Origin of the sequence: Arthrobacter sp. MSA 4-2 (assembly GCF_016405885.1) — a bacterium.
Classification (GTDB): domain Bacteria; phylum Actinomycetota; class Actinomycetes; order Actinomycetales; family Micrococcaceae; genus Arthrobacter_D.
This window is the reverse complement of record NZ_JAEKGC010000001.1, coordinates 100,931-125,192: the sequence shown is the minus strand read 5'-3', so window position 1 is coordinate 125,192 and position 24,262 is coordinate 100,931. Positions and strand designations below refer to the sequence as shown.

General features: G+C 64.6%; 20 protein-coding genes. 11 read left to right on the top strand and 9 right to left on the bottom strand.

From position 1 onward, the window contains the following. Positions 1-51: 51 nt before the first annotated feature. Positions 52-1,158: an exonuclease domain-containing protein gene (locus I6N91_RS00470; RefSeq protein ID WP_198809965.1), complete on the bottom strand. Its 1,107-nt coding sequence runs from the start codon at positions 1,156-1,158 to the stop codon at positions 52-54. Positions 1,159-1,316: 158 nt separating this feature from the next. Between I6N91_RS00470 and I6N91_RS00465 the strand changes: the two genes are divergently transcribed. The 4 genes from I6N91_RS00465 to I6N91_RS00450 all read left to right on the top strand — a co-directional run bounded on the left by I6N91_RS00465 (position 1,317) and on the right by I6N91_RS00450 (position 5,298). Beyond that, entirely contained in the window at positions 1,317-2,081 is a 765-nt protein-coding gene (locus I6N91_RS00465) for a DUF6544 family protein (RefSeq protein ID WP_198809964.1), read from the top strand. A 251-nt stretch (positions 2,082-2,332) separates the two neighbouring features. Next, positions 2,333-3,415 (top strand): DUF2092 domain-containing protein, encoded by a 1,083-nt coding sequence (locus I6N91_RS00460; protein ID WP_198809963.1) that lies wholly within the window; start codon positions 2,333-2,335, stop codon positions 3,413-3,415. 61 nt (positions 3,416-3,476) lie between these two features. Then, entirely contained in the window at positions 3,477-4,430 is a 954-nt protein-coding gene (locus tag I6N91_RS00455; RefSeq protein ID WP_307843177.1) for an ABC transporter ATP-binding protein, read from the top strand. Positions 4,431-4,434: 4 nt separating this feature from the next. After that, entirely contained in the window at positions 4,435-5,298 is an 864-nt protein-coding gene (locus tag I6N91_RS00450; RefSeq protein WP_307843176.1) for an ABC transporter permease, read from the top strand. A 110-nt stretch (positions 5,299-5,408) separates the two neighbouring features. Here the strand turns inward: I6N91_RS00450 and dhaK are convergent, their stop codons facing one another. From dhaK to I6N91_RS00430, 4 genes are read right to left on the bottom strand one after another with little or no spacing between them, the layout of a single operon-like run. Beyond that, complete coding sequence (dhaK, locus tag I6N91_RS00445; protein ID WP_120168594.1) at positions 5,409-6,404, bottom strand: dihydroxyacetone kinase subunit DhaK; 996 nt, start codon at positions 6,402-6,404, stop codon at positions 5,409-5,411. Positions 6,405-6,445: 41 nt separating this feature from the next. Next, positions 6,446-7,078: a dihydroxyacetone kinase subunit DhaL gene (gene dhaL / locus I6N91_RS00440; RefSeq protein WP_198809962.1), complete on the bottom strand. Its 633-nt coding sequence runs from the start codon at positions 7,076-7,078 to the stop codon at positions 6,446-6,448. Continuing rightward, complete coding sequence (locus I6N91_RS00435; RefSeq protein WP_198809961.1) at positions 7,075-7,893, bottom strand: HAD-IA family hydrolase; 819 nt, start codon at positions 7,891-7,893, stop codon at positions 7,075-7,077. Before I6N91_RS00435 ends, dhaL begins: the two co-directional genes overlap by 4 nt. Before the next feature lie 2 nt (positions 7,894-7,895). Beyond that, positions 7,896-8,759, bottom strand: coding sequence for a class II fructose-bisphosphate aldolase (locus I6N91_RS00430; protein WP_198809960.1), 864 nt, complete (start codon positions 8,757-8,759; stop codon positions 7,896-7,898). 179 nt (positions 8,760-8,938) lie between these two features. Between I6N91_RS00430 and I6N91_RS00425 the strand changes: the two genes are divergently transcribed. Beyond that, a complete protein-coding gene (locus I6N91_RS00425; RefSeq protein WP_198809959.1) occupies positions 8,939-9,358 on the top strand; it encodes a heme-binding protein in 420 nt (139 codons plus the stop codon). A 6-nt stretch (positions 9,359-9,364) separates the two neighbouring features. Here the strand turns inward: I6N91_RS00425 and I6N91_RS00420 are convergent, their stop codons facing one another. Further along, on the bottom strand, positions 9,365-11,137 hold the full coding sequence (locus I6N91_RS00420; RefSeq protein ID WP_198809958.1) for a GAF domain-containing protein: 1,773 nt from the start codon (positions 11,135-11,137) through the stop codon (positions 9,365-9,367). Between the two features lie 762 nt (positions 11,138-11,899). On the opposite strand from I6N91_RS00420, the gene I6N91_RS00415 reads away from it, so the two are divergent. Genes I6N91_RS00415 through I6N91_RS00400 form a run of 4 tightly spaced genes read left to right on the top strand, consistent with a single transcriptional unit; the run spans position 11,900 to position 16,025 of the window. After that, complete coding sequence (locus tag I6N91_RS00415) at positions 11,900-12,601, top strand: glycosyltransferase (RefSeq protein ID WP_307843175.1); 702 nt, start codon at positions 11,900-11,902, stop codon at positions 12,599-12,601. Positions 12,602-12,624: 23 nt separating this feature from the next. Beyond that, entirely contained in the window at positions 12,625-14,037 is a 1,413-nt protein-coding gene (locus I6N91_RS00410) for a glycosyltransferase family 4 protein (protein WP_233091281.1), read from the top strand. 6 nt (positions 14,038-14,043) lie between these two features. Further along, a complete protein-coding gene (locus tag I6N91_RS00405) occupies positions 14,044-15,240 on the top strand; it encodes a glycosyltransferase family 4 protein (RefSeq protein ID WP_233091280.1) in 1,197 nt (398 codons plus the stop codon). Then, positions 15,237-16,025, top strand: a complete 789-nt coding sequence (locus I6N91_RS00400; RefSeq protein WP_198809956.1) for a PIG-L deacetylase family protein — start codon at positions 15,237-15,239, stop codon at positions 16,023-16,025. The genes I6N91_RS00405 and I6N91_RS00400 overlap by 4 nt, the downstream gene beginning before the upstream one ends. A gap of 64 nt (positions 16,026-16,089) precedes the next feature. Here the strand turns inward: I6N91_RS00400 and I6N91_RS00395 are convergent, their stop codons facing one another. Further along, positions 16,090-17,064: a GNAT family N-acetyltransferase gene (locus I6N91_RS00395; RefSeq protein WP_198809955.1), complete on the bottom strand. Its 975-nt coding sequence runs from the start codon at positions 17,062-17,064 to the stop codon at positions 16,090-16,092. 401 nt (positions 17,065-17,465) lie between these two features. On the opposite strand from I6N91_RS00395, the gene I6N91_RS00390 reads away from it, so the two are divergent. Further along, on the top strand, positions 17,466-20,399 hold the full coding sequence (locus tag I6N91_RS00390; protein ID WP_198809954.1) for a hypothetical protein: 2,934 nt from the start codon (positions 17,466-17,468) through the stop codon (positions 20,397-20,399). 26 nt (positions 20,400-20,425) lie between these two features. Here I6N91_RS00390 and I6N91_RS00385 read toward each other — a convergent pair whose 3' ends face one another. Beyond that, on the bottom strand, positions 20,426-21,502 hold the full coding sequence (locus tag I6N91_RS00385; protein WP_198809953.1) for a glycosyl hydrolase family 28-related protein: 1,077 nt from the start codon (positions 21,500-21,502) through the stop codon (positions 20,426-20,428). A gap of 257 nt (positions 21,503-21,759) precedes the next feature. Between I6N91_RS00385 and I6N91_RS00380 the strand changes: the two genes are divergently transcribed. Continuing rightward, positions 21,760-23,133, top strand: coding sequence for a hypothetical protein (locus tag I6N91_RS00380; RefSeq protein ID WP_233091279.1), 1,374 nt, complete (start codon positions 21,760-21,762; stop codon positions 23,131-23,133). Here I6N91_RS00380 and I6N91_RS00375 read toward each other — a convergent pair. Further along, positions 23,108-24,205, bottom strand: a complete 1,098-nt coding sequence (locus I6N91_RS00375; RefSeq protein ID WP_159615351.1) for a type I restriction endonuclease — start codon at positions 24,203-24,205, stop codon at positions 23,108-23,110. The genes I6N91_RS00380 and I6N91_RS00375 overlap by 26 nt on opposite strands. Positions 24,206-24,262: the final 57 nt, after the last annotated feature.

The following is a 24,262-nucleotide window of genomic DNA, read 5'->3' as shown; positions in this document are numbered from 1 at the left end:
GCCGGCAGCTCCCCCGGGCGCCGAGGTCTCCGGAACCCCGGTGGCCGTCTCCTACCGAGAGCGGCGGAAGCTTCCCAGAAGCTTGAGGATGCCCGCTGCGACGAGCTCCAACGGCGCACCACTGGCACCTGCCGCAGGCGCCTCGATCGCCGCCGGGCGCACTGCGGGCGCCTCAAGAGCCGGGATCGCCTCAAGGGAAGGGGCGGCTGCACGGACCAAATTCTCGGTGGGATCCCCGATCGCACCGGCCGCAGGTGCCAGCCATTCGAGCAGCTGATTTTCGCTGACGGCTTGGATTGCCTGACCCGCCTCGACGTACTGCAGCGCCTTGCGTTCCTTGCCGCTGTCCGTGCTGATTTCCACGCGGGTGCTGTGCGGATCCTGCCGCCCGATGACAAGCATTGTTGTTTTTTTGGTGATGTTCTTGGCGTTGGCCGCGCCGCGGTGAGCAATCTGCGCCATGGCCTCCGGCCGCTCGAGGGTGCGGAGCTCCCCGGTGAAGACGACGACCTGGCCGAACAGCGGGTGGGAGGGGTCCGCCAACGGATTGGGCTGCGGAAGATCTGCGAGCGCGGGCTCGCCCCGGTACCGGTGCGAGCCGGAGGATTTCGGCGGCTTGGCGGGCCACAGCAGCTCGAGGGTGGAGAGCCCGTCCCTGCGGGCGATGGCCAGGACGGCGTTCGCGCACGTCTCGGCGTCGCTGCCGGCGTCGTGGTGGCGGAAGCTGCTCAACCCCAGGGCCTCGGCGACCTGCGGTAGCCGGTTAACCTCGAGGTCCAGCTGGCGCCGCGCCAGCTCGAGCGAGCAGCGGAACTCGACCTCGGGCACCTCGAGGTTGGATTCGAGGCAGGCGTTCCGGAACACCGAACGGTCGAACGACGCGTTGTGTGCGACAAGGGGGTCTCCTGCCGCGAAGGCAAGGATCCGCCGCAGGGAGGTCCCCCAGGAGTCCGCGCCGAGTACGTCCTGCGGACGGACCCCATGCACCGAGATGTTCCGCGCATCGAAGTGGTCGATTCCCGCGGGCGGCCGGATGAGCCAGCTCTGCGATTCGGTGACCACTCCGGCCCGCACCTTGGTGAGCCCGACGGCGCACACCGATCCGCGTTTGCTGTTGGCCGTCTCAAAATCGATGGCCGTGAAGTTCAGGCTGTGCACTCGTCCCCTTGAGCTGGTTGCGTACGGGACCCCACGCGAAGCCCAGAAGAGCCTATCCCGCAGAGTCCCAGCGGAGGTCCTTTGCCCCTGTGCGGGGTGTCGGCCCGGTGGCACCGTAGTAGCCGGGGCGACACAGGCCGCCGTGGAGGGGGGACAGGATGACGAGGGTGTTGAGGCCGGCGGCGCTCCGGGATGAATGGGCGTGGCTCCGCGCCGGAGAGTCGTCCCCTCCGCTGTACGAGCCGGGTCTGACGGCGGGACTGCCGGCCGCGGCGCAGCGGTGGCTCGTGCACTCGCTCCGGCCTGGCACCCCGTTGTGGTCCTCGGTGGAACTCACCATGTCCGGGCAGATCAAACTCGGGCCCTCCTGGCGGCCGTTCCAGGCACGCCAGATCCTCGCTCCGCAGAAGGGCTTCATCTGGGCCGCGGAAGCACGCGTCGGAGGTCTTCCCGTTCGAGGCTATGACCGCTTCAGTAAAGGCACCGGCCGGATGCGGTGGCGGCTGCTCGGAGTCCTTCCGGTGGTGACCGCGGGCGGCGACGATGTGACCCGCAGCGCGGCGGGCCGCCTGGCGAGCGAGGGAGTCCTCGTCCCCACGGCGTTTCGCAGCGCCGCGTGGAGCGCCGGTCTCTCGCCCGACACGGCGGTAATGACCCGGGTGATCGACGGCGAAGCCGAGGACGTCACGCTCCGGGTCGATCCGGCCGGGGCGCTGACCGAGGTGTCGATGCTGCGGTGGGGCACCCCGGGAGGGTCTCCCCCGGGCCGGTATCCCTTTGGCGTGTCGATCGAAGCGGAGGCGGAGTTCGATGGCATCACTCTTCCTTCAATCCTTCGGGCCGGCTGGTGGAAGGGAACCTCACCGGGAAGCGACGACGGCGAATTTTTCCGCGCCCGCATCTCCAAAGCGGTTTTCCGGTAGGGCCCTGCCCAATGTAAGGAACAGGACCGTTCCTTCACCGGACCATAGATCGCCGGCGCGGAACGTCAGACCGGAGGAAAACCGCCCGAAACAACCGTAGGAGCACCCTGGCTGGGACGCTCATACGGTTTCGCCGTCCGGGCGTGTCCAGCCCGGACTGCTTTCACCCCGAAATGCACGGCGTCCTCCCAGCTAGCAGGAGTACCGTTAACAGAGCGTGGGGGTAAGGGAATCACCCGGAAGGCACGATCATGGCAAAGAACTGGCAGCGTTGGCTTCCCGCCGGCATCGTCCCGGCGGTCATTGTGGCGGCGTCCGTCGTCGGGCCCAACCTCGCGCAGGCGAGTCCCAAGCTGCCGGCGAAGACCGCCCAGGAGCTCCTGGAGCTGGTCGCCGACAGCAAAGACAGCGCCTTCTCCGGCACCCTTGAGCAGTCCTCCGAGCTCGGCCTACCGGAGCTGCAGTCCATGGACCCCGGCGGCGGAAGCACCGACGGCCCGGGCGCGGCCCTCGAACTGCTCACCGCGGACCACACCGCCCAGGTCTCCATCGACGGCCCCGACAAGGCGCGGGTCCAGGTGCAGGACCGGCTCGGCGAGCGCAACGTCACCCTGAACGGCGACGAGGTCTGGTACTACGACTTCCGCGAGCAAGAGGCGGCCCACGCGGTCCGCCCGGCGGAAGTCACCGAGGCCCCGATGGGCGAGGCCTACACGCCGGGTCAGATTGCCGAGAAGTTCCTCTCCACCATCGACCCCTCAACCGAAATCACCGTGGGCGACAACGCCCGGGTGGCCGGCCGCACCGCCTACGAACTTGTGCTTACACCCAGCACCGACGACACCCTCGTCGGCGCTGTGTCCCTCGCCGTGGATTCCGAGACCGGCGTTCCCCTGAGCTTCATCATCGCCGCACAGGGCCAGTCCGAGCCCGCGTTCTCGGTTGCATTCTCCAGCATCGACTTCAGCGCTCCCGTTGCGACCCTTTTCGAGTTCACTCCCCCGGCCGGCACCACCGTGACCGAGGTGCCCGTGAAGGAACACCGGGATCACGACATGCCCGACCGGGACCCCGGCACCGAGCCGAGGGTTCTCGGCGAGGGCTGGAGCTCAATCGTCGCCCTGCCGGCCGGCTCCGCGTCCGATGCATTTACCGCCACCCCCAACGGCGAGGATGCCGCCGAGGCGCAGGCCCTGCTGCAGCAGGCCTTCACCCAGGTGGACGGCGGACGCGTCCTGCAGACCTCGCTCGTCACGGTGTTCATCGCCGACGACGGACGCGTCTTCGCCGGAGCCGTCAGTGCCGACCAGCTGATCGCTGCCTCCCAGCAGTGACGCCGGGGGCGCCGCGGGGGCAGGCAACCGACCGTCGTCGGGCCTGCCCTGGGGTGCGGCCGTGACCGCGGCCGCCACCGAGCTGGCCATCGAGACCCGGGGGCTGACCAAGACCTTCGGCCACCAGCGCGCCGTGGACGACATCGACCTTCAGGTGCCGCGGGGGTCCGTCTTTGGCTTCCTCGGGCCCAACGGGTCCGGCAAGACGACCACCATCCGCATGCTGCTAGGCCTCGCCGCCGCCTCGAGCGGGGAGATCCGGCTCCTGGGCGGCGCAATGCCAGAGTCCTCCCGCGACGTCCTGCCCCGCGTCGGCGCCCTCGTCGAGGGTCCGGCCATCTACCCGTTCCTCTCCGGGCGGGCCAACCTGCAGCGGTTCGACGACGCCGACCTCCTCACTTCGCGCGCCACCCGGAATCAGCGCGTCGACGCCGCCCTGGAACGGGTCGGGCTCGGCCATGCGGCCCGTAAACGTGCCCACGCCTACTCATTGGGTATGAAGCAGCGCCTCGGCATCGCCAACGCCCTGCTCACCCCGCGCGACCTGCTCATCCTCGACGAGCCCAGCAACGGGCTCGACCCGCAGGGCACCCGCGAGGTCCGCAGTCTCATCCGATCGCTGGCCGACGGCGGCACCACCGTCTTCGTCTCAAGCCACCTGCTGGCCGAGGTGGAGCAGATGTGCGACCAGATCGCCGTCATGAGCGCCGGGCGGCTCGTCGCCCAGGGCACCCTCGACGAGCTCCGCGCGCAGGGCACCGCCCACGTCCGGGTCCTCACCCCCGATCCGGGCGCGGCTCGCCGGGTGCTCGAATCCTTCGGGCTGAGCCCGGAGACCGGCGGTCGGGACGACGTCGTGACGGCCGAACTCGTCCTCAACGGCCTACAGCCGGAGACAGTGAATGCGGCGCTGGTCAGGGCCGACGTCCGCGTCCGCGGGTTCAGCGTGAGCGGAGCCTCCCTCGAGGAACGCTTCGTCGCACTCACCGGAGAGGGGTTTGACGTTGCCGGCTGAAGCGGTGCCCTCTCCCCCACCCGGCAACGACGGCGTCGTACGGGCCCGCCCCTTCGCCGGCCGGTCCCTGCTGGGTTCCGAAATCTCAGTGCTGTTCCGCCGCCGTCGAACCTGGGCCATGCTGGCCGCCCTCGCCGCGATCCCGATCCTCATCGCCGTGGTGGTGCGGCTCTCCGAGGGGCCCGAGCCCGGGCGCGGCCCGGCGTTCCTGGCGAGCATCACGCAGAACGGCCTGTTTGTCTCACTGACGGCGCTGACCGTGTCGATCCCGTTGTTCCTGCCGCTGACCATCGGAGTGGTCGCCGGGGACACCATCGCCGGTGAGGCTAACCTGGGCACGCTGCGGTATCTGCTGGTGGCTCCGACCGGACGGGTGCGGCTGCTGCTGGTGAAGTACGCGGGGGCGGCGGTGTTCTGCCTTGTCGGGACGCTGACGGTGGTGACGACGGGTGCGCTGATCGGCGCCGCACTGTTTCCCATCGGCCCGGTCGCACTGCTCTCCGGCACGACCGTGGGCTTCGGCGGCTACGCGGTGCGCCTGCTGCTGCTGGCCCTGTATGTGACGGTCTCCCTGCTGGGCTTGAGCGCAATCGGATTGTTCATCTCCACCCTCACCTCAGTTCCCGTCGGCGCTATGGCGGCGACCGCCGCCCTGGCTGCCGTCTCCCAGATCCTCGGTGCACTGCCGCAGCTCGAGTGGATGCATCCGTGGCTGTTCACTCACTACTGGTTCGGATTCGGGGACCTGCTGCGGGATCCGATCGCCTGGCAGTCCTTCGGCGACAATGCCCTGCTGCAGCTGGGCTACATCGCGGTATTTGGGGCAATGGCCTACGGACGCTTCAGCACCAAGGACATCCTGACCTGATTCACCGCCGTGCACGCCAAACGGCGGGGCCGGCACCTCATTGTGCCGTGCACGCCAAACGGCGGGGCTGGCACCTCATTGTGCCGGCCCCGCCGTCGTGCACCAAACCCCTAGAACACCCGGATCGGGATCTCCGCCGGATCCATCAGCAGCGACTCAATCTCCTCATCGAGCTTCACTAGGGTGATCGAGGCACCCGCCATGTCCAGCGACGTGCAGTACTCTCCCACATAGCTGCGGCCCACGCTGATGCCCTGCTCGGCCAGGCGCTTGTGCGCCTGCCCGTACAGCAGGTACAGCTCGCTGATCGGGGTCCCGCCGAGGCCGTTGACCATGAGCGCGACCCGGTCGCCGTCGCCGAAGGGCAGATCCTTGACCACGGGACCCAGGATTTCTTCGACGATCTCATTCGCCGGCATCATCTTGGCCCGGCGCCGGCCGGGCTCGCCGTGGATGCCAACGCCCATCTCGATCTCGTCCTCGCCCAGGTCGAACAGCGGGCTGCCCTTGGCCGGCGGGGTGCACGCGGTGAGCGCAACGCCCATGGTGCGGGTTACCGAGTTCACCTTTTCGCCGATCCGGATGACCTCGTCGAGGTCCGCCCCGCGCTCCGCGGCGGCGGCTACGGCCTTGATCACGAAGAAGTTGCCCGCCACCCCGCGGCGGCCGATGGTGTAGGTGGAATCCTCGACGGAGACATCGTCGTTGATGAACAGCGTCTTCACCTCGATACCATCGGCCGAGGACATCTCCTGCGCCATCTCGAACACCATCTTGTCGCCGGTGTAGTTGTTGACCAGCAGCAGCACCCCCTTGGGTGACGCGAGCAGCTTAGTCGTCTCATACACGTAGTCGAACGGCGGTGCGGCGAACACATCGCCCGGGCACGCGGCGTCGAGCATGCCCTTGCCCACGATCATCACGTGTGCCGGCTCATGCCCGGACCCGGAGCCCTGCACGATCGACACCTTGCCCTGGTCCGGCCCGTCGGCGCGCATGATGAGGTTGTACTCGGGCACGTACTTGAGGGTGTCCGGGTTCGCGAGCGCCAGGCCCTCGAGCATCTCCGGGACAAACTGCTGCGGATCGTTGACGAACTTTTTCATAAGGTCTCCACGTCGTTGTGTTGGGATGGAAAAGCTGAAACTCAGGGCCAGTCGGCCACGATGCGCTCGATAATGATCGCCACGGCGACGGCGCCGGCGTCCGGGGAACCGATACTGCGCTCCCCGCTGTAGCTGGCGCGGCCCCGCTTCGCCTCAAGCACCGACGTGCCGTCGGCACATTCGCGGGTCTTCGCCGCGAAGGCCTTCCGGCACTCCTCCGGCGAAGCACCTGCCGTGAGCTGCCGTTCGAGCTCGTCGGTAGCCGGAATGAGTGCATCGAGCAGGGTCTTGTCACCGAGGTCGGCATTGCCACGTGCCTTAATGCCGTCGGTGGCAGCGCGCAGCATGGCGACGACGGCGGTCCCGTCGATGGTGTCCACGGTCTTCGCGACCGCAGAGGCCCGCAGGAACGCCGTGCCCCACAGCGGGCCCGACGTGCCGCCGATCCTGCTCGAGATCACGAGCGCAATCTGCTGGAGGAAGGTGGCGACGTCGTCGCGCTTCAGCGACTCCCAGTCGGTGAGTACCTTCTCGAAGCCTCGGGCCAGGGAGTAGCCGAGGTCGCCGTCGCCGACCACTGCATCGAGGTCCCCGAACTCCTTCTCCTTGTCCACCGCCGTTGCCGCGAGTGTGTGCACAACGTATTCGACGTCGGCGAGCTGGGTGGCTGTCATGGTGCCTCCGTATCGGTGGTTGGGGCGGAGTTTGTATCGCCGGGGCCGGGATGGGCCAGCAGGTCCTTCAGCGTGGCGAGGGTGACGACGCCGGAAACGTCCGTGCCGTGCGGGTTGGCGAGAACCTCTGCCTGCTCGCCGTCCGCGTCACCGAGGGAGCTGACCACCAGCGATGCGCCGGTGAAGTCCTCCTCGCGGGTGAAGCCGCTGACGGTGACCACGGTGCGGAGTCCGGCGGCGACGGCGGCGCGCAGCCCGTTGCCGCTGTCCTCCACCACGATGGCGTCGGCGTCGGAGACGCCAAGTTCCCGCAACGCCAGGAGGTAGATGTCCGGTGCGGGCTTCTTGGCAGGCACCACATCCCCGGCGAACACCGAGAAGCGTGCGGCGAGGTCGTCCCCGACGGCGTGCGTGAGGACCGCACGGACGGCGGGTTCGGCGGAGGTGGAGGCGACTGCGAGGGTCCAGCCGGCGTCGGAAGCCTCGCGCACGATCCGGGCGATCCCCGGCCTGGCCGGCATGACGCCGCTCTCCACCAGCCCCTTGTAGACCTCGGTCTTCCGCCTGTGCCAGGCGAGGATCGCGGCGTCGATGGCGGCCTCGTCCTTCAGGCCCAGCTCCTGCGTCAGCTCCGGGGTGAGGATGCTGCGCATGCGCTCCTTGCCGCCGCCGATCTTCACCTTCTCGGCGTACTCCTCCACGCTCCACTGCACGGGGACGTGGAAATCGGAGAAGGTCTGGTTGAAGGCGGGCAGATGGCCGTACTGTTCGGTGTCGGCGAGCACGCCGTCGCAGTCGAAGATGAGCGTGGGCATGCTCAGCGCCCTCCCTTGCCGGCGCTGCCGAACTGCGTGCAGAGGTCCGTGACCATCGCGAGAACGTCGGCGCGCGTGTGCTTGAAGAGCGACGGCGGATCCCACTTGTTGTTCTGCTCCGCCTGCTTCAGGAAAGCCAGGCTTGACTGCATGAACGTTTCCTTGAGCGCGGTGGAGATGTTGACCTTCGCGCAGCCGCGGCCGATGAGGTCGGCGAATTGCTCGCTGCTCAGGCCGCTGCCGCCGTGCAGCGCGATCGGAAGGTTGCGGGCCTCCACAATCTGGGTGACGCGTTCGACGTCGAGCACGGGTGCGGCCTTGTAGCTGCCGTGGGCATTCCCGATCGACGGGGCAAAGACGTCGATTCCGGTCGCGTCGATGAAGGCGAGCGCCGTGTCGAGGCTCTGCTGCTTGGAGACCTCGTCGGAGCCGTGGTCGTCCTCGACGCCGGTGATCGCCTCGATCTCCCCCTCCACCTGGGCGCCGTGGCTGCGGGCCTCCGCGACGACCTCGATGGTCTGCCGCTGGTTCTCCTCGACGGGGAGCTCGGACGCGTCGAACAGCACCGAGTTCCAGCCGGCCTTCAGGCATTCGGTGACCACGGCGCGGTCGGGACAGTGGTCAAGGTGCAGCGTGACGGGCACTTCGATGCCGCGCGTCAGGGACTGCCACATGTCGAAGAGCACCCGGGACCCGACGCTGCGCACGGTTTTCACCGACGTCTGCAGGATCACCGGCGAGTTCGCGTCGACCGCACCGGCGAGGACTCCCTCCATGGTCAGGTCATTGAAGATGTTGATCGCGGGCACTCCGTACCGCTGCTCGAACGCCGGACCAACAATGTCCTTCAGGGGTACAACACCCACGGCAAATCCTCCTGGCTAGGCTCTTGCCCACGGTAAGCCCGCGCTGCGCGGGCCGGTATGGGGGTTACCCCTCCCCCGTTTGTGGGGGTTTTCACCACCTCGCCAGCGGCAGTCATCAATGGTTGAGTTGGGCGCGGCTGTTCCGCCACACCACCCCCACTTCGACATTGAAGGACACCATGGCCACAGGATCAGTACTCGAAACCGTCACTGCCGAGGAAGCCCGGCGCGTCATCGACGCCGCCGCGGCCAAAGCCACCGAAATCGGCCAGCCGATGGACATCGCCGTCGTCGACGCCGGCGGGAACCTCAAGGCGCACGTTCGGATGGACGGCGCGAACATCGGCAGCATCACCATCGCCATCAATAAGGCGTATACGTCGATCGCGTTCCAGTGCGAGACCGGTGACCTGCAGGGTGCCACCCGCGCCGACGGGCCTATTTACGGACTGAGCGATGCGCACGGCGGCCGCCTGGCGGTGTTCCCCGGCGGCATCCCGTTGGTCCGCGACGGCAGCATCATGGGAGCCATCGGCGTCTCCACCGGCACCATCGAGCAGGACCAGGAGGTTGCCTCCGCGGGAGCCGCCGCCTTCTGAGGGGTCCTACTGGCCCTGGTGCTGCAGGCCTACAAGCATGGTGCGGTTGCGGGCACCGGTCTTCCGTAGCATCGCGCCCACGTGCTTCTCGACCGTCTTCACCGAAATGGCGAGCCGGGAGGCGATCTGCTTATCGGCCAGGCCTTCGCCCAGCAAATCGCGGACCTCGAGTTCGCGGGCTGTCAGGCGGACGCCGGCGTCCTCCTTCTCAGCGGCACTTTCGTGTGCTTCGGTGAAGCGGGTAAAGACGGCGCCGTCAAGCAGGGCATCACCACGGGCCGCGGCGACCACCACACGGGCCACTTCGGCCGGTGTCGAGCTCCTCGAGAGGAATCCCCGCACCCCCGACGCCGCGGCAACTCGCAGCTGGTCAAGCGTTGGGTGATCGACAACGGCCACCACGGGCCGGTCGACGGGGTCCTCTGTCGACCCCGTCCGCCGGGCGGCGGCGTACTGCTCCATGAGCACCCAGTCGAGCACGATCATGTCCGGCTGAAGCAGGGAGATCGACTCCACGAGGTCCGCGAGGCTGTCCGGCTCCCCCATCACCTGCACCGACGGTTCCGAGGTCTCGAGCAGCCGCACCAGGCCCGCACGCACGATCGGCTGGATACAGGCAACGAGCACCTGCCACCGCTCGCGGGACACTTCCCCGCTGGCGGAGTATGGCACCTCAGCGCGCACGCTCGTGCCCCACCCCGGCGTGGAGTCGATGGAGAGATCACCTCGCAGATAGTGGGCGCGGGCCGCCATTCCATGGAGTCCCAGGCAGGCGGATGACGACGGCGCCCCCTCCGTGCCGTGCTTCGCGGCGGCGTCGAACCCGCGGCCGTTGTCCTCGATGACGGCGGCAATTCCGGTGGCGTTGTAGAACAGGCCCACCCGGCAGGTGGTGGCGTGGGCGTGCGCCACGACGTTGCTCACGGCCTCCTGCACGATCATGAACACCTGGTGGGCCACCTCGGGCGCGAGGCTGTGGGGTTCCCCGACCACCGAGAGCGTGGCGTCGAGGGAGGAGGTGGCCTTGACCCGTTTCAGTTCGCCGCGGACGGCTTCCCCGAGGGTCCTCCCGGCGAGGCTGGAGGGGCCGAGCCCGAGGACCGTGCGCCGGGTGTCGAAGAGTGCTTCGTGGGCCAGGACGCGGGCGGAGTCGATGTGCTGGGTTGCCGGCGAACCGGCGGGGGTGGCCTTGTCCGCACGGTCGAGGTGGAGCAGCAGGGACCCGAGGGACCGGCCGATGGTCTCATGGACATCGCGCACCGCCCGCTCACGTTCCCCGGCAACCGCCGCTTCGCGTTCCCTGCCGGCTGCAGCGTTGTGGAGCCGGGAGTTCATGATCGCGATGGCGGCGTGGTTGGCGAAGAGTTCCACCAGAGACGCTTCGGCGGCGGTGAAGCTCCGGTCCGGTCCGTTGCTGAAGATGGCGAAGGTGCCGATGATGGCGCCGTCCCAGGCAATGGGCACGCCGATGACGGCGCTACCCCAGCGTGGATCGCTTGGGGAGATGTGGCCGGTGGGGACCGAGGCGTAGCGGTCAAGGATCACGGTCCCGCGGTGCTTCACGATCTGTCCGGTAAGGCCCTCGGTGAGCGGAAAAGTCTGCCCTTCGAGGCAGCCAACACCCTGGTCCACCTCCTTGCGGTAGTAGCCCTCGGATTCATGGACGATCGAAATGGAGCCGCTTTCGCAGCCGAGGAGCGCGACGGCGTGGCCGAGGACGCGTTCGAGCAGCGGGACCAGCTCGAACTGGCCGGCCAGGTCTCCTGCCAGCTCGGTCATGCGGTCGAGTTCAGACCGTGGGGTGGCAGGTGGCTGCTGGGGGCGATCCGGCGTGGAGAGCTGCATGCGGGGCACCTGTCTGCGACGACCCGGCGCGACGCTGCGTCCGGGCCTTCAGGATAACGGGCCGTATCGGGGCGCGGGAAAGGGCGATCGCCCTGTGCATCGACCGTGGCAGATGCTATTGAGGGTGGAACATGATCGGCGGCGACTTGTGGCGGTTGGCGGGGGCCAGCATTCTAGCCATCATTGCCCTGACCGGCAACGCGGTACGCACCTTTCGTTCAGGCGGAAACCTACTCGGGAGTAACTGAAGGATCGGACCCGCCGGGGCGGAATCACCCACCCGACGCCGAGGCGGGCAGCCCACCAGACAGGACTTGCAGTGGAGTCCCCCGAAATCGGGCGGCGCCCGGCCACCAACTGCCCGGGAATTAGCGCCAAACCCGTGAAACCGGCCTTCAACCCTGACCCAGCAGCTCGTCTTCCGGTCGGTGGCAAGGGCCTCCACCGCACCGGCCATGCCGAAAACGGGGCGGGCGGTAGGTATCTGCGGCAGTTTTTAGAGTAATGCGTATTGTTGTTCGGTCTTGCAACAGGCTCGTACGGTGGAGCACGTTGGGGCACCGATATTGGTCTCTGGAAGCCAGCAACGAGGAAATCTAGGTGGAACCCCTCGATAGTCTAGCAAAACCAAAATTGTCAACAATCGGATGCGGTCAGCTCTCATCAGAGGGCTCGAAGTCGCGAAGGCGCGGCGCGGTGGATCTGGAAGTGATTATCCCTGCTTATAACGAGGCCGGCCGCCTACCGTCAACCCTCAGCTACACCGTCGACTTCCTTCGAACGCAGACCTGGAGTTCGCGCATAGTCGTCGTGGACAATGGCAGCGCCGATGACACCGGGCAGATTGTTCGCAGGATGTCTACTTCGAATTCTGAAGTTCCAATTTCCCTCATCGGTTGTTCCCGCCCCGGCAAAGGTGCCGCGGTGAGGAGGGGCCTGCTGAGCGGAACGTCTACCTATACCGGCTTCTTTGATGCCGATATGGCCACGCCCCTTGAAACTCTCACCGCCGCCATGGAGCACCTCGCCCGGGGTGCCAGCGCCGTCATAGCATCACGCCATTCGCCCGGATCGACCTTCGTCAAGCGCCAGCAGTTCAGTCGCAGGCTGGGCGGGGCCGCCTTCCGGGTGGTGACAAGTTCGATGGTCCGGGGCGTCTTGGACACACAGTGCGGCTTCAAGTTCTTCGAGCGAGGGGCCATCCTCCGCGCCATGGTTCAATCCAGGACATCCGGATTCGCCTTCGATGTTGAGCTGCTCCGCCGCCTTCAACGCGAGGGTGGAAGGATCATCGAAATTCCTGTGGCGTGGACCGACGGCACCAATTCGACGTTCCATTGTGTCCGTGATGGAATAGCCAGTTTTGTCGCACTCGCACAGATGCAGAGGCTGCCATGACACCGGCGTTCAACCCTTCCGCGATGAAGTATTTCCAAGGCAAGCGAGTACTCGTGCTGAACTGGCGGGATATCGAGCATTCACAGGCCGGCGGTGCTGAACAATACATGCACCAAATCTCGAAACGTTGGGTGGATGCCGGCATTGACGTCACCTGGTACACCAGCAGGGACAGCCATCAAGACCCGGCAGATACGATTGACGGTGTCCACATTGTGCGAGGCGGCGGGGCGCTGACCCTGTACCCGCAGGCGGCGCTGGGTCTCCTTCGCACCCGGCCTCAGATCGATGCAGTGGTGGACTGCCAGAACGGCATTCCTTTTTTCTCGCCGCTGTTCGTGACAAGGAAAACACCTGTGGTGCAGGTGGTGCATCACGTTCATCAGAAGCAGTTCCGTACGCACTTCTCCCCTCCGGTTGCCGCCCTTGGCAGGTACTTGGAGGGTAATGCTGCGCGAAGAATATATGGACCCCGGGCAATCGCAGCGGTCTCTCCCTCGACCCGAATGGAACTGCGGAATCTCGGCTATCAGGGGCCGATACACATCGTTCCAAACGGCACCGGAACGGTGCCCAACGTCGTCGGCCCGAGGGACCCGGACCCAACAATCACCATCGTCAGCAGACTGGTGGCACACAAGAGGATCGACATCCTCATCGGACAGATCGCTGCAGCGGCAACTCAGTACCCGAATCTCCGGGCGGAAATCGTTGGGGACGGACCGGAGCGGGCCCGGCTTGAGCAGATCGTCATGGACCTGGGCATGTATTCCAACTTCACCTTCCACGGGTATCAGCCGGACGCCGTAAGGGATGCCTTGCTGAACCGTGCCTGGTTGACCTTGTCCGCTTCCGACGCCGAGGGGTGGGGGTGTTCGATCATCGAGGCGGCAGCCTGGGGCGTACCGTGTATTGCCCTTCGGGCCCCAGGCATCCGCGACAGCGTTATGGACGGACAAACCGGCTGGCTGGTCGATTCGGTCAAGGAGCTTGGTGCTGCCCTGATTGAGCGGCTTGGCGAACTTTCCGACCCCGGAACGCGGTCAGCACTCTCCCAGGCCTGCCAGCAGTGGGCGCGCTGCTTCAATTGGGACCGGAGCGCAGCCCTTTTGGCGGGCGTGTTGATGGAGGAATCCCTGGAGACGCCGCGCCTCGGAGCCCGCAGCAGGAGGGAAGTCCACCGCGACATGTCGACCGTTGCCCAGTTCGATCTGCCGCAGGGATTGGACCTTTCCGCCCTCCTCACTGGCACGGACGAGTTCGCTGAAATTGAAGGTACAACCGTTGCACTCCTCAAGGGCCGCGACGAGTTCGAAGCATCGGTCACCCTGAAGCACCTGGGCGTTGAAGATGCTGTGCTGTGGCCGGCCACCCGCAGTGACCTCCTTGCGGGCCCTGAACGGGCACTGAGCGTTGAAGGCCTCTGGAGAAGGTGAATCGGAATGGATGAGACCAGTAACAACGGACTGAAGACCGGCGGCGTCTCCCTGCGGAGCAGGCCGCGATTGCGGATTCTTCACCTCGGATTCGAAGATCCGCTGATGCCCGGAGCCGGCGGGGGCTCGGTTCGCACCCATGAAATCAACAAACGCATCGCAGCTCTGGGGCATTCGGTCACGGTCCTCACTACACGGTATCCGTCCTGGACGGCCCGCATTCAGGACAGGGTCGAGTACGTTCCGCTCGGGTTCGGGCAGGGACGAACGCGGTTGGGCCGGCTGCTGGGATATTGCCTGCGGCTGCCGTGGGAAACCTGGAGGCGCCAGCCATTGGTGGACCTGGTGGTCGAGGACTTCTTCGCTCCCTTCTCATCGATGGCCGCACCGCTCTGGACCGGAAAACCGACAATCGGTATGGTGCAGTGGCTTCATGCCCGCGAGAAGTTCCGCGAGTACAAGCTCCCGTTCCACTGGATCGAATGGGCAGCGGTCCGCAGTCACCGGCGCCTGATTGCAGTATCCAAGGGCACAGCTGATCAAGTGAAACGGCTGAACCCCGGAGCCGCGGTGGAGGTAATCGGCAACGGGATCGACAGGCGCGCCTTCGATGTGCTGCCCCGGTTGGGCACCGATGTCGTCTGCATTGGGCGACTCGAGTTTGCGGGCAAAGGCATCGACCTGCTACTAAAAGCATGGGCCCAGGCTTCGAAGCAGATTGATGGAGAACTCATCATCGCCGGCACCGGCCCGGACGAGCACCGGATCCGGCAAGAGGTTGCGGCCCAGAATCTCGGAGACCGGGTCCGTCTGGTCGGCTGGGTGGGCGGCCAGGAAAAGTTCGAGACGCTGGCCGCGGGCCGGCTTGTGGTCATCCCTTCACGGGCCGAAACGTTCGGCCTGGTCGCCGTGGAAGCCCTCGCATCGGGTACGCCGGTCATCGCCTTCGACATACCCTGCCTGCGGGAAGTGGTGCCGCCGGGTTGCGGCTGGGTGGTCCCTCCCTTCGACGTCGAAGCGTTGGCTGACGAAATCGTCACCCGGTATAACGACCCCGAGGTCCTTGCCGCTGCAGGGGCGGCAGGTCGAAGGTTCGCGATGGGGTTCGACTGGGATGCTCTTGCCTCAAGCCAACTGGAGGCCTACTACTCGGCATTACCCCAGCCTGTGGCCTCTCCCCAACGCGCAGGGAGCGGCAGGTGACGGCCGCGCCGCCGTCGCGCCTCGCCCAATCCCGCACCACTGATGAACCGTGGCTCTTCTTATCGCCACATCTTGATGATGCGGTGCTCTCCTGTGGTTCCCTCATCGCGTCGGAGGCAGGCAGGCGCGACATCGAAGTACTGACCATCTTCACTGAATGCAGTCCCACCCCGCACACCCGGGCGGCACGGTCGTTCCTGCGGCAGTGTTCTGTGCAGGATGCCGGTTCCCTCTTTGAGGAACGCAAGAAGGAGGACGCCGCCGTTCTCGAGGGGCTTGGCGTACGGTTCCGGCATCTCGGGGCGACGGATGCACTGTTCCGAAGGCGACGAAAAACCATTCCCGGCAGCTCCGTCCTGGGCAGGACCCTCCCCGAACTTGTTCACCGCTATCCGACCTATCGATTCGACATCGCGCTTGGACGGGTTTCGAGGGGCGATACCGGTCTGATCGAAGAGCTGCGGGACACGGTGGCGGAGGAGATCGATGAGCAGGCGACCGGGCTCGTGTTCTGCCCCGTAGGAATTGGGAGGCATGTCGACCACCTGATTACCCGATCGGTCGGCGAAAGTTCAGCTGAGCGGACGGTCTTCTACTCCGATTTCCCCTACAACCAGAACCAGCAGCCCGACGACGCGTTCCTCAGGAGTCGGCACCTCACCGGGTGGGAGTGGAGCGGTGATCTCGAGGCCAAACACCGGCGTGTTCGTCAGTACGCCACCCAGGCAGACGCGCTGTTCCCCGACGGACGAATCCCTCCGGTCCCGGAGACCTACTACTCCTAGGCGGGATGGGGCTCGTTGGACCAACAGGCGGGAACGCTGTTGAAGCGGCCCGTGAAGTGTTTTTTCACCCCCGGAATCTGTTCGTCGTTTCCTTCACGCGCCGGCGTCCCGAGAGGAAAAACTGTTTAGCGCGATAGAAGAGCTGCGGGGATACGGCAAGCAGGCGCCTCTTGATTACCCGCTCCGCAGCAGCACGCGCGCGGCGACCCAATGGCGGTTGTCCGAGGCTCTCAATGAGCTGAACATGGGTGGCGAAGTTCCACTTGTACGGCTCCGCGCCCTGCAGCAGATCGAAGCTCTTGTGGCCCTGACGGAAGCTATGCTCCAGCGTGCACAGCAGCAGTTCCCTACCGACTCCGTGCCGTGCGAACTCAGGGTCATAGGCAGGGATGAGGTACAGGTATTCTCCCTGCCACACGAATCCGGCCTGCACCGCGACATATTTGTCCGCTACCCGCAAGGTCGACAGGATCAGGTGCCCATCCTCGAACAGGCCCCTCAGCATGGCAATCGCGGCCGGATCTTCAAGGGTTTCGTGGCCGCCTTCGTACTGCTGAATCTTCCACTTGACGCAAAGGTCCAGTGCCTCGGGTTCGGGATCATCGAAGGCGAAAACCGGCTCTCCCTGCTCCCTAAGCATTCTCCTGAGCTTCCGTTGCCTGTTATACAGCAGCGTCTTACTGCGCCTCCCCAGCAGGGCGAGATAGTCCTCCCAGGTGCCGAACGCACCCCACACAATGAGGGGCGCCGGTTCCAGGGTAGTTGGGGGAACCGATGCTGCAGGATCCTCATCATCAAGCGCGATCACGGACGTCACAAGCTTCGGAAGAAAATTGAGGGTCCTCTGGGGCGGGCCGTCCGGGTGCAAGGGTTTGACGTAATCGAAGAACGGGCCCGTTGTCAGGACTCTGCCTCCGTTGACCTCCGCCAGCCGCACCTGCCGGCCCTGCACTTCATACCTCTTGAACTCGAACATTCGAGCCCGGTGGTAATCCCGGGCCAGGGCGGTCAGAAAGGCGTCAGATGCAAAGAAGTCCAAGTTATTTGTCCTACCGTTGGCTTGGTTCAGGGACTCACAGGACACTGCCCGCGAACTGGCCAGCGGCCCCAGTATATGTGCCATTACGGACTGCAGGGCGGGTTCCGCGGACGCCTTCTTGAACTGGATTTCCTACGTAGTTGCCGCGGCTGGAAGCGAGTAGTCGAGACAGGTGCCCACTCCTAAGCCTGCCCGTAGGCTGGTGTCCTGTCCTGCATGAGAGTCCCGTTGAGGGGGAATTCGTGACGCTCGGTCCCACCCCCGCGCTTCACGCTGGCCTGGGTCCTCTCGCTGACATTTCGCACGCGTCCTTCGAGGGCGCGAGTGTTGCCCGTCATGGTGTGCTTTTGTCGGTCGGTGCGGGCGTCGTAGGGGTGCACAGCTACGCTGTCACACTGCTCATGGTCTACGCCCTGGAGCCCGCCGATTTCAGCCGGTTCGCCGCCGCTAAGGTGATGCTCGGCATGGCAGGAATCGTTGCATCTGCTTTGGTTCCATTACCTTTGTGCCATGCGGTGATCGCCCATCCGCAGGGTTCAGAGCAGCGGCGCGAAGCCATGGCGTTCTCCGCAATGATTTCGGTGCTGGTTGGGTTGGCCGCCGCCTTGGTGACAGGGGTCATCACCGCGGGCCTTGGGTCTCTCAAGATGGCCGCAATCGTCGCTCTCTCCGCGCTTGTCCTGTTCCTGGGAGCGGCGCCGACCGGGTGGTTCCAGGGCGAATTACGCTTCATGCGGTACTTGATCAAGTCCGTTGGTGAGGTCCTGATCAGACTGATTTTCTCTGTCCTCGTCGTGTTCTTCGCATGGGGCGCTGCGGGCGCTGTCTTGGGCTTCGCGATGGGCGGGTTGGCGCTTCTGGTGACGCCCAGGTCCTTCTTCCGGGATCTCACCTGGCGTCCGCACGTGCTTCGCCAGAAATGGCGATGGGTTGAAACCGCCGGTATAGCGGTCACTCTGTGCGTCATGTCGGTCCTTGCAGGGATCGATGTGGTGCTTGTGGCGTTCCTCGACGGCGGCTCGACGGCGGCCGCAGGTTTCCAGGCTCTGGCCTCCATAGGCAAGGCCCCGGTATACGTCGCAGCGGGAACGGTCATCATGGCGTTTCCGCTCCTGAGGCGGCCGGGCGTAGAGGTGGCTTCTGTACTCATGGAGTCCCTGCGTACCTTCGGCCGGCTGGCACTTCTCGCATGGGCTGTCATCACCACAGTTCCACACGCGCTGGTGGCCCTTATCCTGCCGGACGAGTACGGCTCCTCGTTCGCCCTGCTCCCCTGGCTCGCACTCTCAGGATTGGGCTATGCCACGCTTACGGTTCTCGCCACGATCCTTCTGGCGTTGCGCGCCTACCGACGTTGCCAGCTTGGGTTGCTCACCGCATCGGCACTGATTCCAGGCGGCCTGTTCCTGGGCTGGGAGTGGGGAGGGGTACCGGGTATCGCGATCGGATGTGCCTTCGGTGCGGTGGCAGCAGCCTGCATTTCCGCGGTGATCGCGCTCCCGCTTCTTCCGCCGCATTCGGGGCGGATGGCCGTAAGGGGCTTCGTGGCTGCTCTCGGCTTCGCCCTGGTATTGGTACTCGCAGGACAGCAACCCTCGATCTGGGCGCTGGTCGTTTTAGTCGCCGGACTCACCGTCCTTGCTCAGCGAAAGATGGGAAGCACCTTGGAACTGGTACGTGGCCTACAAATGCGGATTTGGCAACGTGCCGAAACGCCTCGGCTTGCCCGGCAGCTTGTGGACCCAAGTGGTCGGGCGGCGGCGGGTTCCACAGCAGAAACCGTTCCGAGACAGGGCTCGGAGGCCGCAGTTCCGGCGGGACGACGTTTCATGAACACCCTGGGCCCTTTCCTCTACTGTTTCGCGCTGGCTCTTGCGGTGCGCGCAATAGGACTCCTCCATGCCTTCGAACTGTGGGTCGATGAGATGCTCTATGCCCAGCTTGGGCAATCGATCGTCTCAGGGGGTTCATTCCCCCGGCTTCCGGATGGCCCGTTCTTCCTTCATCCGCCCGGTTTCTTCGTGCTGGAAGCCGGTGTCATCAACCTCTTCGGGCTGACCGGCGACTCAGTGGAAATGGTGATGCAACTCCGCTGGGTGAACGCCGTCCTCGGCGCGCTGACTGTGGGGGTGGCATTTCTTATAGTTCAAGCGGTAGGGACCAGAGGCGCAGCCTGGGTGACGGCGGGGCTCCTGATCTTCGAACCGTTCGTACTTCGCAATAACAGCCGCGTGTTTCTGGAGACCCTGGCGATGGCCGCGGTGATCGTGGGACTCGCCATTGTGGTGTCGATACTCAAGTCCCGCAGGTCCAGCACGCGCCGTCCACTGCTGCTTTGTGCCGGCCTGGCGTTCGGCCTCGCAATCGTGACCAAGGACTTCTTCGTGCTGTGTACCGTGGCGCCCGTTCTTGCCGGAGTGATATGGCGCCAAACCATTAAGGCGCACGACGCGGCCATCCTTCTGGTGGGCATGGCCGCGCCGTACACGGTTTACATGACGATGGTTGTGTCCGAAGGAATGCTGCCGGTCTGGATACAGGCGAAGGAGGGCGGGTTTCGGCGTCTTATCGGTTTGGATAAGTTCACGGGCTTCACCGCCGAGGGAGCCCCCAACATATTGGAAAGACTTATCGACAACGCCGGTCATTTTGGTACGAGCTACCTGCTGTTGGGGTTGTGCCCTGTGGCCGGAGCATTTCTGTGTTTCAGTCTCCGCCCGGCACGCCGTTTGATCGGCCTGATGGGCCTGTCGCTCGGAGCTTACGGCGTCTTCAGCGCCCTGTTCGGCACCTTCGAAGAGCAGTACGGCTACGGAGTGATGATTCTTGCAGGACTGGGTGCGGTGCTGCTGGGGGTGGAGGTTGTGGAACGATGGACCAGGTTCCGCCGCCCGATTGTTGCCGCCGGTGCCGTATTCGTGCTGCTCACCGCGATCCTTGGGCTCCGGTTGGAGACCTCGACTGACAATGGTTTCGTGCAGGCGAAACGCTGGGTGAGTCAGAACCTGCCGGCAGATGCAAAAGTGAGCGTTACCAACGACACCGGCGAACTTGCCTTCTCGAACGACCCGCGCTTCGGCATTTGGCCGTCAACAGCCCTGATGCAGGAAAACGGCGTCGACTTCATCCTGACCCAGTCGCTTCCGACCAGCCAGGGTTATGGATATATGCAGCCCGCCATGCACAAGTGGCTTGAGGCCAACGCCACGCCTGTCTTCCAGCAGCGGGGCCTCACCAATGGCGCCACGACCATCTGGCGCGTGGGGGACGAGGCATTGATCCGGGGTGTGCGGGATAGAGTGGGGACTCCTACCACCTATGGGACGGGTCCGTAGCGGGACAGTGCCTCGAGGAGCATCCCTCAGCAGTGTGTCCTGCTGCTCTCCACTGAGTTTCCTGCGCCGTCGGCTACCTTGATTTCCCCGCTGCGGCAGATGGTACTGCCCTCCACCCGAATATTCTCGAGGTCGCCCTTGAAGTTGATCGAGGTTCCCTCGTTGTCGAAGAAGGTGTTCCCGAGCATGGCGATATCGTGCACTGCCTGCGTGGCGCCGTTGTAATAGCCCGTTCGGATCCCGGAGGGTGAACCCCAGAACCGGTTACCTTCTATGGTGATGTCGTGGATTTCATGGCCGGATACAGCGAGTTGCATCCCGGCGCCGTGCGATCCGCCGCGCACGTCGTTGCCCCGGTAGACGACGTCGTAGACCTCCGCGCCTATCGTTTGGGCAACCAAGCCATCATCGCCGTCCTCGCCTTGTCCTTGATCGACGCGGTTGCCGATCACGGCGCCTGAGTGGGAGTCCGTGATGTGGATCCCGTCCAGCTGGTCATATCGGCCGGATGAGTCCGCCACCGTTGAACTGTCCCGCACACAGAAGTTGAGGCTGCCCACCACTGCTATTGAGTAGGTGAAAGGGTTTCTGGTCGCGACCCCGTCGACGACGGCGTTGTCGGTATGCCGCACGTCAATGAGGTATTCATTGAGCCTGCCCTCGACGTTGCCGTCGAAGATTTCACCGCTTTGATCGGCCGTCAGGTCGGCGATCGTAACGTTTTCTGCTCCCTCAGTCGTGACGAGGGGGTGTCCGCCGTGGGGTCCTTTGGTGTCCAGGAAGCGGGCAGAAGCCTTTAGAACGGTATCTGGACCCGAGCCCCTCAGCGCGACGTTGTCCTTGAGCCATAGCGGCCGGTCGATGTCGAACTGTCCAGCGGACAGCTGCACGATCCCGCCACCCTGGGCGGTTGCGGCATCGATTGCCGCCTGAACCGCATCCGAATTGCCCGCTGTGAACGAATCAACCCGGAAGACGCTGGTGGCACGGCTGCCCGTCGCAGCGCAGCCGGTGTCACCGCTCGCGCTGAAGGTGAATGCGGTCGCTGACGCACCTACCACGACCACGGCCAGCAACGCCGCCTTCAATCGGTGGGGACTCATATGTCGAACCTTCGTTCCCGCATCAGATGCATGGAAGTTCCTTCTGCCGGCGAACCGGAACCGCGGTCTAGAACGCGGAAGAAACGTCCCTTCAGGATACTGGACCTAGGGCGGGTCCCCCTAGAGAAAATACCTATGGTCTTCCCCCAGCGGCGACGGTGGTTGTCGCCCGCAGCTGTGCGGTGACCTGCTGCAGCGCGGGCCAGATCACGGTGTTCGGGGCGCTGGCCCATGGGCGCTGCAGCACCAAGGACATCTTGACCTGGGGTACCGGTTCACCAAGCGTCAAGGAATGCCAGGCGTTGCTTCACACCGGAATACTCTCTGCCTGTTTCAATTGGCAGATGGAAGAACAAACCCAGGAGCTCGGCATATTCGTCTCGGGCAAGGAAGCGGCAATCGTCGGAAATTCCGACCTCGTGCAGAAGTTCATGCAGGAGCTGGCCGTCAATCCAGAGTTGGGCGCGACAGCGAAAAAAGCGACCCTTGACGCCGTGGCAGCCGTCAGCGGCATCGCAGCGGTCAGTTCCTCAATGGCGGGCAAGACCTTCACCCTGACGGCCGAGTCCGCTGAGCTCTTCGACAAATTGAAGAAGTTCAATCCCGACGGCGACGGCCCGCTTGCGGGAGTCGTCCGGGGAGCGAAAGGGCGCATCGCCGCCCACGCGCAGTTCGAGCCCACGAAGATGAATCCGATGGTTGCCTCAAATATGGCGACGCTGAGCGCCGCCGCCGCTCTGAAGGCTGCCCTGGCCGACCTCGAGCAGCTCGTGGAGGCCATGGACATCAAGCTCGACCGGCTCCTTTCGGACAACAGAGCGCAGGCGCTCGGAGACGTTCAAGGAGTCACGTTGGTTCTCGATAAGGCGTACGCGCTTTACGAGGAGAGCGGCCGCATCAGTGAGACGACATGGACTCAGGTCTCCGGCCACAGCACCGCGCTCGCCCAGTCGACCTCTTACGCACTGAACCAGTTGGACGTCATCGCCGATTCCCTTTCCACCGGAACTGCTGCGGAAAAATCTGATGCGATAAAGCATGCAAGCGGCTCCGAACTCCGCTCGTGGCTTGTCCTACTCGCTGCATGCCACGCGAATCAGACGAGACTCGACGCGCTCGAAATTGCGCACGTAGGGAAATCTGAACCGGAGGACCTTGAGCATCATGTCGCGGCTGTGGAGCGGGCAGCAGGACGTCGCCAGGAACTCGCCGCGCTTCGGCTGCAGAAGTTGAACGATGCAGTCAGCGCGACAGCAAAAATCAACGACTTCACGCGGGTCGTCAATCCGCTCCGAAGCGCGGCGACATTGAACGCGGTTGAGAATATTCAGCAGGCCGTGGCGCAATTCGCGACAATCTACGGCCTCGAAGGTCTCGTGTACGGCGATGTGGAGCGGGAGACCTGGCGCAAGTCGCTCAGCGACCTTACGAGCCAAACCCGGCAGGTACTGGGCACCGCAGCGAGTTCCGTACCTGGGGCCGTGACCAGAGCGAAGCCCCAGGTACAGAAACTGCGGGAAATAGAGTTCAGCAGACCAAAGTGGCCTAAGCGGAACAAGGCCGGCGACTCGAAGGAACTCGAGGCGCCCGAGGAGCAAGCAGCAATTAGCCAGTTGCCAAATACGCCCTGACGCTGGAGCGCAGGGTATCTGCGTGCTCGTAGATCTCGTCGAGCGAGCTGATCGGCACCCGCTGCTCCACTTTCTGGTCGTCGAAGACGCCGAGGTACTTCTGCACCCGGTTGAAATGCAGCCGGGCGATTGGCTTCCGGTTGTTGTCATCCAGCAGGACGGCGAAGTAGGACTTCGCGTCGCGCTGCACCACCCGTGCGGGCTTCACCTCATTGCAGACAATGGCCCGGACGATCTGGTAGCCCTCGAGCTCCTCGAGGGTGGTTTCCACGCCGGTGTCGATAAGGTCATCCTCGACCACCTGCTCGCTGGTGACGGTGGCCGCGATGACCGAGTCACTGGCCATTGGAAAGTTCGGGGCACCGAGAGCCGTCTTAAGGCGGTCGTTAACCTGCTCGTTAAGGAACTGCTTCGTCGCCTTGGTCACGAGACCGGTGAACTGATCGCGGACCTTCTGGGTGTACGGACCGTCGTAGACCCGCGTGGCCAGGAACTTGATCCATTCGCTGTCCGGTTCTTTGAACTGACCCGCGAGCGTCCGCTTGATCTGGCCGATGTACTTCAATTCACCGGCTGCATTGATGATCGAATCAAGATCGAAGATCTCCTTGGTGAGCTTCATCAGCTCCGGTATCAGCGTCTCGTCAATGTCGTTCAGGTCCAGCACGAGGAATGGCTTTGCATCCATCCGGTTCGGCGCATCCAGATCGGTGAAGAACTCGTACACCTCGCCATTGGTAAGGATCGCAATCCGGGCGTTGGTCACGGCGAAGTAGCGGTAGAGCTGAGATGCGTGCTCGATTTTGAGTGGTTCCTTGGACTTCTTGCACTCGATGAGGATCTGCACCGTCCCGCCGTGCATGATCGCGTAGTCGATCTTTTCACCCTTTTTCACGCCGACGTCGGCAGTGAACTCGGGCACCACCTCGAGTGGGTTGAAGACGTCATATCCGAGGATGGTCGAGATGAACGGCATAATGAACGCGTTCTTCGTCGCTTCTTCTGTTTCGATCTGAGACCTCTGCTGCCGCACCTTCGCGGCCAATGCGGTCAAACGTTCTGCAAACTCCACTAATCCCCCTGCATTGAAATGAATGGTGCAACCATAGCGGACCGTACAGCCATTTCG